Genomic DNA, 11,958 nt, shown 5'->3' with positions numbered 1-11,958 from the left:
ATGGGCATGTACTCATTGAGAGATGGGTATGAGTCACTGAAAATATATTCGGAACCGCCGTATGCGACCCACGCTTGTACGGTGGTGTGAGAGGACGGAGGCCGTGAGGCCTCCTCCTACTCGATTTTCCGACCAATGGCTATCGGCTTGAGGCTACAGACAATAAAGCAAGATCTTCGGAATAGAGAAGCCTGAACTCGTGGAATAGCTGAGTATCTCCTTGTGCGAAATAGCAACTTTTCGCAGCATTATTTAATGACACCTTCTGCTTGAACGAGATATTTGTTGGATCGCCAATTGTCCGAGGTTTAGATAAAGAAAAAGGGTAGCGAAGCTACCCTTGCCGCCAAGGCTTAAAGCCCGCGAAATGTAACAGCTATGCGCGTGTTACGATAGGACTCAACGTGTATCCCCAGTACCAGCCAAGGCAGTGGTAAGGCTAGTGCTGAGAAAGGGGGGAACTCAAAGGTTCAAGAACGCTTTGAGCCGACTGACAACTTTTTCAGCCTGCTCTTGGTCCTCCATTTCAGCAAACAGTCGTAATAGTGGTTCAGTGCCCGAGAAGCGGGCCAGTGCCCAGCCTCCGTTTTTGAAGTAGACCTTGGCACCGTCGGCATAGCTGACTCGCTCGACCTCCCTGTCAAACTCAGGCAACTCTTTGTTGATGTATATTCGATCGTAGAGGCGCTGGCGGTCGGCTGGGCGGAAGGTGCAGTCACCCTCGGCGGTATAGGCATAGCCATATTTGCTGTAGATTTCATTGAGCATTTCCGACAGTTTCTTGCCGGTAACGCTGATCATTTCGACCAGCAAGCTGGAGGCGAACACCCCATCTTTACCTTTGATGTGGCCGCGGATGGTCAGGCCGCCCGAGCTTTCACCGCCAATGAGGGAGTCATCGGCCTCCATTTGTGAGCTGATGTGCTTGAAGCCGACAGGAACTTCGAAGCTCTTTTCACCGTGGTCTGCTGCAATCTTGTCGAGTAAGTGCGTCGTGGCAATGTTGCGCACGACCGAACCTTTCCAGCCCTTATACTCAAGCAGGTAGTAATAGAGCAGCATCAAGACTTCATTGGGGTGAATGAAGTGGCCTTTCTCATCGATGATCCCGAGGCGATCGGCATCACCGTCGGTGCCAATACCGATGTCGTAACCCTCGTGGGCGACAAGGTGTTTCAGGCGGTACAGTGTTGCTGCATTTGGTGAAGGCATCAAGCCGCCAAAAGCTGGGTTTTGGCCATCGTTGATCACATCAACATCACACCGTCCCGTGATCAGCACGGTTTGCAGGGCGTTCTTGGCGACCCCGAACATCGGATCAATCAGTACTCGCAAGTTGGCTTTTTTGATTGCGTCAATATCGATAAAGTTAATAATGGAATCGACAAATTCATTCATTGGGTTGATCAGGGTGATGAGCTTGTCCTCAAGCGCTTGCTCGAAGTCGACCGACTTGACGTCTTTGGCTGTGAGTGTCGCGACCTGCTGTTCAATTTTAGCCGTAATCACTTCATCAGCATCTCGGCCCCCTTCGATGAAGACTTTGATACCGTTGTAGTCGGCAGGGTTATGCGAGGCGGTGATACAGGCCGAGTATGTAGCCCCGGTTTCCTTGGCCTGGAACATAACAATCGGAGTGGGAACAAACTTATTGATAAAGCTGACTTTGATCCCGTTTGCGGCCAGTACTTCGGCAAACCAGGCCGCTGCTTTGTCTGACAGAAAACGGCGGTCATACCCGATAACAAACCCGTTATCAGTAACCTGCTCGGCGATCATGATATTTGCTAACCCCTGGGCAGCCAAGCGCACATTGTCTTTGGTGAACTCTTCACCGATAAGTGCTCGCCAGCCTCCGGTTCCAAATTGGATCATAGTGGAACTCCTATTCTCTCGTAGATAGATGGGGCGCAACTGGCGCCCCAAGATGTGTTAGCCCATAACAACGGTCACGGTATTGGTGCTGCCAGCTGGCTGCACCGGAATGGCCCCTTCAATCAATTCGCCATTGAGGCTAATTGAACGAATGCCTTTGCTGACGCCGTTCGGGTTTTCCACTTTGATCTGATATGTTGCACCGCGCCACTGACGAGTGACCTCAAAGCCCGGCCAATGGGTCGGAATACAAGGGTTTACCGTCAGACCCGCAAAACCAGTCTGTACGCCCAAAATGAAGTTGGTGACAGCAAAATAGGCCCAGCCAGAGGTACCTGTCAGCCATGGGTGGTTAGCCCGGCCATGGTCTTGATGGTCGCGTCCCATGATGAACTGAACGTACGAATAAGGTTCGGCAATGCGCTTTTCGATGATGTCATTTTGGTTGTAAGGGTTCAGGGCATCGTAGAACTTCATTGCCTGATCGCCTCGGCCGAGCTTGGCTTCCGCTACCCAGGCCCAAGGATTGGGGTGGGAGAAGATGGCACCATTCTCTTTTACTCCCTGGTAAACGCGGGTAACAAAGCCGATGTCATCATTTGGTGTGGCAAACGATGGGGCATTCAGGTGCAAGCCGTATTCCGAGAATAGGTTTTCGTCGACGGCATCCATGGCTTGCTCGCCGCGCTCTTGGGATGCCAGGCCTGACAGAACCGCAAGGGTGTTGGATTCAAGGTGGATGCGCCCCTCCGTTTGCTGGGCGGTACCGATCTTGTCGCCGTTTTTGGTTAGGCCGCGGATATACCAGCCGCCTTCCTCGTCCCATAGGTGTTTCTCACAGGCTTCTCGGACATTGGCTGCCATTTCTGTGTATTTGGCCACATCCTCATTATTGCCAAGATACTTGGCCAGTTCGATGAATTCCTGTAGCGCCCAGAAGTGAAGGAAGGACACCATGGCAGACTCGCCGCCGCCCAGGTTCAAGCAGTCATTCCAGTCGGCACGCAAGCCCTTACAGATCCCCGTCTGCCCCACATATTCAGCAGAGAAGTCCAGCGCCGCTTTCATGTGCTCGTATACGGTTGCGTCGCCGCCGTCGGCATAGGGGATCACTTCATCAAAGAAGTGCTCTTCACCGGTTTCCATCACGTACTTACAGATAGTCGGGATCAGCCAGAGGTGATCGTCCGAGCAGGTGTCTTCGATACCGTGGATCTTATCTTCGTCACTCGGGGTAGGAACAACCGTTGGCGACTTGGAGGGTTTAACATCGGCTTTTTCCGGATCGAACCAATCAGGATCGAACAAGTGCAATCCATAACCGGCTTTTACCTGGCCACGTAGCAGGTCGACCAGGCGCTTACGGGTCATGGCGGCGTTGGAGTGCGGCACGGAAATGGCGTCCTGGGCGGTATCGCGGTAGCCCAGCCCGGTGCGACCGCCGACCTCAATGAAGGAGGCGAAGCGCGACCAGACCACACACGTTTCGGCCTGATACAGGGTCCAGGCATTGATCATGGTGTCGAGCCCTTCATTGGGAGACTTGACTTGGAATTTGGCGCAACGCTCATCCCAGTGGGCTTTGATCCCTGCGAAAGCTGCATCGATTTCCTCAGGGTTCTGGTATTTGGCCCTCAAGCGTTCGCCATTGCCCTTGCCGATACCGAGGATGTAAGCAAAGCGGACTTCTTCACCCGGTTGAATGGTGAACTGCTTGTGCAGAGAGCCACAATGGTTGTAACAGGTCTGGGCTGAGTTTGAACACTGGCCTTTTTCAACGGCAATCGGGTTGGCTTCGTCACGGTACAGGCCGAGGAAGCTGTCACGCTGGCCATCGTAACTGTCAGGCGAGAACGTTGAGGCCAGAAAGTAGAAGCCTTCAAAGTTATTAGTGTTGTAGTAGAGATCGTATTCGATCACGCCATCATTGTATTCCGTACCGGCAGAGTACAGTGACATCTGGTGGTTTTGGTTATCAGACTGGATATGGCTGAACGAGAACTCAACAAATGAGAAGGCACTGATGGTGCGTGGTTTATCAGTGGTGTTTTTGATAACCACATCCCATACCTCGGCATCTTCACCTTTGGGAACAAAGAGGGTTTTGGTTGCGGTGATACCGCCGTATTCACACTTGAACTTGGAGTAAGACAGACCATGGCGGATTTCGTAGTTGGCTTCATCCAGGTTTTTGGCCACTGGCTGCCATGATATAGACCAGTAGTCGCCTGTTTCGTCGTCGCGCAGGTAGACATAGTGGCCAGGGCGGTCGAAGGTTGCGTTCGGGCGGAATTTGGTCACCCGATTGTACTCTGGTGAGTTATAGAAAGAGTACCCTCCCGCGTTGTGCGAGATAACGGTACAAAATTTTTCTGTTCCCAAGTAGTTGGTCCAAGGCGCGGGGACGTCAGGACGAGTGATCACATACTCTCTATTGTCGTTATCAAAAAAACCGTATTTCATGGTGTTTCAATCCTTTTATTGTAATCGTTGTCCTGCGCCTTACTCGCAGCGACGGTAATTGATGCCTACTTTGTCTAAATAAGCGAACTGGCCGGCTAGGCGGGCGGTGAAATCTGGCCAGCTGCGTTTTTCCGGGGCTGTCCAGCCGATCTCGGCGATGGCCAGCAAGCGTGGGTAGATCATGTACTCGAATCGACTCTGGCTATTGATCAGCTCGCACCAGAGGGCGCACTGGATGCCTCTGATACGTTGGTGGGCGGGATCTGAGGTCGGCAAATCGGCAAAGGGCTGGTATTGGTATACCTGCTCCAGGACAAGCTTGCCTGCCCAGTCGACCCCCGCCTCGTCGGCAGAGTCGCCTTGGGCCATATCGAGGTAAGTACTTTGGCCGGGTTGCATCACAACGTCATACCCCGCTTGGGCTGCGGAGAGTCCGGCTTGCTCGTTCAACCAGGAGAAAATAATGGTGTCCTTGCTGACCTTGTCGCCGTGGGTCGCTTCTTCCCAGCCCATCATGCGCTTGCCTTTGCTGTTGAGATGATGCTCGGCAAAGCGCAAGAGGTGGCCCTGAAGCTCCATGGGATCGGCATAGCCATGTTCGTCCATCAAAGCCCGGCAGGCAGGACTATCGGTCCAGACTCCTGTGGGTACTTCATCGGCTCCGATATGGACATAAGGCGCGGGGAAAAGCGCGCAGATTTCATCGAGCACCTTGGTGAGGAAGGTATAAGTTCCCTGTAATGCGGGTGACAAGATGTTGTCGTTGTACCCTTGAATACTGCGATAAACCGAACTGTCCTGTGGATCCACAAGCAACTCGGGCAGTGATTTTATCGCCGCTCGGCAATGTCCCGGGATATCAATCTCCGGGATCACCATGATCCCGCGATCCGCGGCATAGTCGATGATGTCGCGGATATCCTGCTTGGTGTAATAGCCGCCGTAACGGTGGCTGATGGAGGTAAATTGTGGTTGGATTGGCTCGTTGGGGCCGCGCCAGGCACCAATGCGTGTCAGCTCCGGGTAGGCATCTATCTCTACGCGCCAGCCTTCGTCATCGGTAAGGTGCCAGTGGAAAACGTTGAATTTGTACCGTGCCAGCTGGTTGAGCAAGAACTTGATCCGCGCCACTGGATGGAAGTGGCGGGCACAGTCCAGCATCATGCCGCGGTGGCCAAAGTGCGGTGCATCGCTGATCTCAACCATGGGTAGGCGGCGAGCCGTCTCTGCCCGGTGATTGGGCTGCGGGGGTAATAGCTGCAGCAAGGATGAGGTGGCATGGCAGAAGCCGGCCTTAGAGCTGGCCAGCAACCAGATATCATCTTGCTCCACCAGTAGTTGGTAGGCGCCCTCAGCCAACTGCTCCCGGTATTGGTAGTGAATATTGCCCTGCGGATGAACGTTTATCGGTTCGTTAAGTTGGTGCTTGAGCTCTACCTGCAACCAGCGGCAGCAACCTTCAGCCAGCGGGGTACCCAGTGAGATGGCCGAGAGGGGAGTGAGTGTAAACTCGCCTGCCAGGGGGGTGAGCTGTTGGGGCGCTGGGACAAGGCAGATTGCCGCCGCCGGTTCAAGCGGCGTACTGTGGCGGTCGCGATGAGGCTGCTGCAAGCCGAAGGCGGTGATCTCTACTGGCTGAGGGGTGATTAAAGGCGCGTGGCCCTCGTTGCTGCAAATGAATGCATCAATGATCCCATCATCCAGTAGCGTAAACGGCTTGGTCCCGATGGTGAACTCGGTGTAGAAGTGGCCATTGGGTTTTAGTTCTTCATGGTGGCTCGGGGTTAACGTGCAGTAACTTCCTACTTGTTCAAGCTTGCCGTGGGTCAAGCTGGTATGGTTGATCCAACGCCCCAGTGTGAAATGCAGTGACCACAGACATAGCGGCCGGTCTGATAAGTTGTGAAGCGTCAGCGCGAGCCGGGATTGATCCGGCTGCTGGTCGATGACGACAAAATCGAGACGAAAGCTCATAGCTACCTCACAAAGGGTAAAGGTTGTGGCAACCGCGGGCCATAGCCAGCGCACCATCCATCGCGTCACCCAATGGCGTGGCGACGCGCTGTTGTAAAGGCGGGATCAGCCAGGGCTTAATCCGCTCGGCAATACTACCCATCAAGCAGATTTTGTCGGCTCCACGATGGATTAGGGCTTTCATCCACATTTCTATGTCCGCTGCCGTCTGGTTGAGCAGCTCGATCCCCAGTGCATCACCCCGGTAGGCTGCTGCAAAAATAGCAGGAGAGAACTGGCCGTAATCACAGGGGCGGGCAGTTTTAGACCAGCTCACGATGGCATCAATATCCCGGTTGAAGTGGTCAAGGACATGTTCAGCCAATGCTGTCATGGGACGGATCCCATCATGGGCCAGCAGGGTTTGCTGGATGAGGCGAAGTCCCATGACGGCACCACCGCCCTGATCGGAGATCGGGAACTCGCGTCCGCCAACCACGTGCTGCTTGGCGTCTTTGATCAAGATCCCGCACGATCCCGTACCTGCGATCAAAATTGCCCCGTCGTTACCGCCCCAGGCACCAAGGCAAGCCCCGTAGGCATCGGTGTTTAGGGTGACAGCCCCAAACGGGTGTGGCTGGGCCATAAACTCATACCATGCCGAGCGCTGCTCGGCGCCCGCCAAGGCCAGGCCAACAGACATTGCCGGGTAGCAGTCCTCGGTAAGGCCCGCGGCGGCGGCTGCGGTCGCAATGGCATCGATGATCGATGCCATGGCAACATCAGCGCCCAGCAAGATATTGGCGCTGCCGGTTTTGGCTTCCCCCAGGCAGTGCCCGTTATGGTCGGTGATCCGGGCGCGGCAGGATGTGCCGCCCCCGTCGACCCCGACGTAATAGCGAATAGGATCAGTCATCGTGTCGCTCCTTGAATTGCAGCGTTACAGCCAATAAATACCATGCGGCATGGGGGATCCATTGCTCCCCCCAGCGCCAGTTCTGCAACATATCCTGATGGTGAGGGGGCGGGTTAAAGGCTATGTCATGCTCGTTGTCGACCCCAGAGGTAATACCGTTGCAGATACCGCCTCTCGCATTGAAAAAACCGAGCTCTGGCAGGTAGTCCGGATTATTGTGGCCGTGGCCATCAAGCATCGAGATATCAAATGGGTTCAGTCCCAGCTGCCAATCGAGCAAGCGTTGGCCATAGGCTTTGAGCTGGGGGCGCAGGGGCTGGCAGCTTGGTATACCCGCGGCAAGGAATGCCATACTGGCAAGCGAGGCCAAGCGGGCATTTTCTCCCTGCCACCAGTAGCCGGTTTCGTTCTGGTGGGGAATGAAAAATGTGGCTGCTTTCTGGCCGTTCAGAGGTTTGGTGTACTGGCGCGGGTAGCCAAACGGGTTGGCCACGCCATGGGTAATATCGAGTTCGAACGCGACAGCATTGGCGATAACCTGTCCCAGTCGTTGCCTGCGCTCTGAGTCGGGTTCGATGGCGAGGTACTGGAGCAGGCTGATCACCGGCAAGCCGGCTTCGGCTGCATGAAAGTAAGGCCGGCTGCCATCGTGGTTAGCAGACCAAAAATGTTGTTGCTGCTCGTCACAACATTGCCGCTTGGCCAGCCTGTCGGCCCAGTGACGGGCCTGGATTAAGAAGTCATCATCGCCGATGGCACGGAATAATTCTACGCCAGCCAGCAGCGCACAGTATTCATCGATAATGTTCTCGGTACCGTCATTGAGGTATTGGGTGTTGTGCTCGATCAGGTGCCAGTAGCCTTGTACGGCAGCCTTCAGATAGGCATCGCTGTTTATTGCCGGGTAGCCTATGTGTCGTGCCGAAGAACTACGCAAGACCCGGCTAGCCGCAGCCAAGGCGGCAATAGTTACGCCCCCGCCCTGACGGAAGCCCGCTTGGAAATCGTCAGACTTGTCGCCACTCTGGTGGGCGTAGCTGCAGATCTCACGCTGATCGGTTTGCTTGCTCCACTTGTCGAACACGGTGGTGTAGAAGAAGCCCTGCGGTGATTGCATATTCAGCAGGAAGTCAGCTCCATAGAGGGCTTCTTCCAGCAGCCGGACCCGGCTGAAAGCCGCGAAAGACTGTTCGTCGGCCAGCTTTTCGAATGCTGTCAGCATATTCCATACCACCATCGGAGTCTGTTGGGGATTGAAATAGTTGCTGAAAGAAAGGTGACTCAGGTACTTGCTGACGTCGCCGGATGCGTCGTACCAGCCACCGCGGACATCAACTCGGGTATCGGTGCCAAGTAGCGGTATAGCTTGATCCGCAAGGTCAAACTTACCGCCGCAGCGCTGGGATTTAAAATAGTGCAGGACATCGCTGAAAGTGCGCGTCATCAATAGCCCCTCGGCGATGGCAAATGGCTCCGACAGGATTTCACCAACACGCATCAGGTAGTCCCCGCACTTGCTGAGTGCGGAAAAGTCGATCGTGTAGGTGAGTCCTGTATGCCATTGATCGACCGGACCACAGGCCACAAGAGGCAGCTGCATAATTGGCTGGTGGCTGTTGGCGCACAGTAGCTCGGCATATTGAGTGTCAATGACCGAGGCCGTTTGGACGACTGCTTGCTTGTGGCCAAATTGCTCATAGCCTAAGTGATTGATTAACAGCTGCATGATCCCTCCGTTAATTCTCGTACAGGTAACAACGCACGAAATGGTTGTCGGAGAGCTGGGTAACTCCCGGCAGTTGCTGGCGGCACCTGTCAGTGGCGTGGGTACAGCGACCGGCAAATGGACAGCCCAGGCTCTCTGGTGTCCAGAGCGGGATCTCCCCTTTGTTCCCCTTGAGCTTCTCGTGGATCGACTTCTTCGGATCCGGCACCGCCGATACCAGCAGCTGGGTATATGGGTGCTGGGGATCGTGGATGATCTCCTCGGTGTCCCCCCATTCGACCATGTGGCCGACGTACATCACCGCCAGATCTTCAGCAATGTAGCGCGCAGTTGCGATATCGTGGGTGATGTAAAGCAGCGCCATCTCGCGCTCGAACTTCATCTCTTCCATCAGGTTGAGGACCCCGGCCCGGATCGACACATCAAGCATCGACGTGGGCTCGTCGGCCAGGACCACCTCGGCACCGACGGCAATGTTTCTGGCCAGGTTCACGCGCTGGCGCTGGCCGCCAGAAAGCTGGTGTGGGTACTTGGCCGCAGTTTCTTTCGGCGGGATCAGACCAACCTGTTCGAGCAAATCGTAGACCTTCTCTTCCAGCTCCTTCTTGTTGCCCTTGCTCACCTTGTTGTGGATCAGCAGCGGGCGGGCAACATGGTGGAAAATGGTATGGGTCGGGTTCAACGAGCCGAACGGGTCTTGCCATACCATCTGGATTCCCTGGCGGTATTGCATCAGATCGGCTTTTTTCTCAATGGTGGCAATATCGCGCCCGTAGTATTCAATCTTGCCGGCTGTCGGGGCATACATTTTGGCTATCATTTTGGCCGTGGTCGATTTGCCCGAGCCGGATTCGCCGACGACGGAGAGGCCGCGGCTTTTGTACATCTTGAATGACACGTCGTTGATAGCGCGCATCATGGATTTCTTCAGCGAGTTGCTGTTGACCGGGAAGTCCTTGACTAGGTTCTTCCCTTCAATAATTGGTTGTCCGGTTGGCTTGCTCATAATGCTTCCTATTACTTAATCCTTAACTGCTCTTGTGGAATAGGTGGCAGTTACTAAAACGGCCGTGTTCCAACTGGCGAAGCTGGGTTGCTTGGCTAAAGCAGGCGTCATGGGCTTTGCCGCAGCGGGCCTGGAACCGGCACCCGGTCGGTACTTCCAGCAAGTTGAGCGGGTTGCCCGGGATCCCTGTCAGGCGGGTTTTCGGTCCGGTCAGCGGTGGGAATGAACTGCCCAGCCCTTCGGTATAAGGATGGAACGGGGTTTCCAGAATTTGCTTCGACGGTGCGACTTCAACCAGCTCGCCGGAATACATGATGCCGATACGATCGGAGAACTCGACCATCAAAGACAGATCATGGGTAATGAACAGGATAGAGAAACCGAATTCTTCCTTCAGGGCGTAGATCTTTTGCAGGATCTCGCGCTGTACCACCACATCCAGGGCGGTTGTTGGTTCGTCCATGATGATCATCTTTGGATTGAGAGCCAGGGCAATGGCGATCACCAGACGCTGGCGCATACCGCCAGAGAACTGGTGCGGGTAGTCACGCAGCCGGCTAGGGTGGATATCAACGATTTCCAGCAGGCCTTCTGCACGGCGCACTGCCTGCTGGCGGGTCATGGCGGTATGGCGCATGATCACATCGCAGAACTGCTCCTCCAGTGTCAGCACCGGGTTGAGGGCGTTCATCGCACTTTGGAAGACCATCGAGATCTCGCTCCAGCGAAAGGCAGACATCTGCATGTCATTGAACTTCAGGATGTCACCGTGGCCGTCGAAGATAACCTCACCGCCGGTGATAAATGCAGGCGGCTTGTGCAGGCGCATCAGGGAAAAGGCCACGGTGGATTTACCACAGCCGGACTCACCAGCCAGCCCAAAGATTTCGCCTTTGCCGATATCGAAGCTGACGTTGTTTACCGCACGCACATCACCGGCATCGGTAATGTAGTCAACGCACAGGTTGCGGATAGAAATTTGTGGATTGGTCATTATTTCTCTCCCCCTTCAAGGGCTGGCTGAGGCTTGATAGTGGCCTGAGCGTGTTTCTGGTTTTCTTTAGCCATGTTCTTCCAGCGGCGCATGCCTTTGTGCGAGCGCAGCTGCGGGTTGGCGATTTCATCGACTGCAAAGTTAAGCATCGCCAGACCAACGGCAATGAATGTCAGGGCCAGACATGGAGCCAACAGTTCCCACCAGGCACCGACCAGCATCGAGGAGGAGGTCTGTACGTTGTAGAGCATGATGCCCCAGCTAATCGAGTTCGGGTTACCCAAGCCCAGGAAGGACAGGGTTGCTTCGGTCATAATGGCGAGCATGACCGAGCCGATGAAGCTGGCGCCGACAATGGAAATCAGGTTAGGCAAGATCTCGACAAAGATGATGCGCACAGGTGATTCGCCCAAGACCTCTGCCGCCTTGACGAATTCTTTCTCACGCAGGGACAGAGTCTGGGCCCTGACTACACGGGCACCCCATGCCCAGGAAGTCATCCCGATGACGATAGCGATAGTGAGAGGGCCCGCCTGACCAATGAAGGCGGCAATCACGAACAACAGCGGCAGCTGGGGGATCACCAGCATGATGTTCATAGCGGCTGACAGGATGTCGTCGACACGGCCACCAAAGTAACCGGCGGAGACACCGATAACCGTTGCCAAGAAGCACACCATGATCCCGGCACCGAAACCGACAGCCAGTGACGTACGGGCACCGTAAACCACTTGAGACCAGACATCCCGGCCCATGCGGGTGGTGCCTAGAACGTGGTCAGCATCCTTGGACATCCGTAAGGTACGCTTACTATCGGCCAAGTTGGTTGCTACCCAACCGTCAGGGTTATTCTGCGCAGCCTTCACGACAAAGGCCGGGTATTCATGCGGGTTACCGGTACGCTTATCAGGTGCGTGCTTGGTGATCATTGGGGCAAACAGCGCACCAAAAACGAAGGTCGCGATGATGATAAGGCCCAGCATAGCTTTGGCATTGCCAGAGAGTAGTTTAATTAGTCCTTTCAT

The 11,958-nt window shown here is 54.9% G+C and carries 8 protein-coding genes and 1 pseudogene; 1 reads left to right on the top strand and 8 read right to left on the bottom strand.

The genetic code is table 11. The annotated features are described in order from the left end of the window. Nucleotides 1–90 (top strand): annotated as a pseudogene (locus C9J03_RS27285) (group II intron maturase-specific domain-containing protein); the annotation flags it as partial. Between the two features lie 372 nt (nt 91–462). On the opposite strand, the gene C9J03_RS10425 reads toward C9J03_RS27285, so the two are convergent. From C9J03_RS10425 to C9J03_RS10390, 8 genes are read right to left on the bottom strand one after another with little or no spacing between them, the layout of a single operon-like run. Beyond that, nucleotides 463–1,875 carry a phosphoglucomutase/phosphomannomutase family protein gene (locus C9J03_RS10425; protein ID WP_044624244.1) on the bottom strand — a complete coding sequence of 471 codons (1,413 nt, stop codon included), beginning with the start codon at nt 1,873–1,875 and terminating at the stop codon, nt 463–465. A 57-nt stretch (nt 1,876–1,932) separates the two neighbouring features. Beyond that, nucleotides 1,933–4,338, bottom strand: coding sequence for a glycoside hydrolase family 94 protein (locus C9J03_RS10420; RefSeq protein WP_044624243.1), 2,406 nt, complete (start codon nt 4,336–4,338; stop codon nt 1,933–1,935). Nucleotides 4,339–4,377: 39 nt separating this feature from the next. After that, complete coding sequence (locus C9J03_RS10415) at nt 4,378–6,312, bottom strand: beta-N-acetylhexosaminidase (RefSeq protein WP_044624242.1); 1,935 nt, start codon at nt 6,310–6,312, stop codon at nt 4,378–4,380. A gap of 7 nt (nt 6,313–6,319) precedes the next feature. After that, on the bottom strand, nt 6,320–7,195 hold the full coding sequence (locus C9J03_RS10410) for a glucosamine kinase nucleotide-binding domain-containing protein (RefSeq protein WP_197078645.1): 876 nt from the start codon (nt 7,193–7,195) through the stop codon (nt 6,320–6,322). A gap of 4 nt (nt 7,196–7,199) precedes the next feature. Beyond that, complete coding sequence (locus tag C9J03_RS10405) at nt 7,200–8,933, bottom strand: glycoside hydrolase family 9 protein (protein WP_044624240.1); 1,734 nt, start codon at nt 8,931–8,933, stop codon at nt 7,200–7,202. Nucleotides 8,934–8,943: 10 nt separating this feature from the next. Further along, the gene (locus tag C9J03_RS10400) at nt 8,944–9,939 is read right to left on the bottom strand and encodes an ABC transporter ATP-binding protein (protein ID WP_044624239.1); all 996 of its coding nucleotides are present in this window, start codon (nt 9,937–9,939) and stop codon (nt 8,944–8,946) included. Between the two features lie 22 nt (nt 9,940–9,961). Beyond that, complete coding sequence (locus tag C9J03_RS10395; protein WP_044624238.1) at nt 9,962–10,933, bottom strand: ABC transporter ATP-binding protein; 972 nt, start codon at nt 10,931–10,933, stop codon at nt 9,962–9,964. Then, nucleotides 10,933–11,958 (bottom strand): ABC transporter permease, encoded by a 1,026-nt coding sequence (locus C9J03_RS10390; RefSeq protein WP_044624237.1) that lies wholly within the window; start codon nt 11,956–11,958, stop codon nt 10,933–10,935. Before C9J03_RS10390 ends, C9J03_RS10395 begins: the two co-directional genes overlap by 1 nt.

It is taken from the genome of Photobacterium gaetbulicola (genome assembly GCF_003025515.1).
Taxonomy (GTDB): Bacteria; Pseudomonadota; Gammaproteobacteria; order Enterobacterales; family Vibrionaceae; genus Photobacterium; species Photobacterium gaetbulicola.
This window is presented reverse-complemented; position numbering and strand designations above follow the sequence as displayed.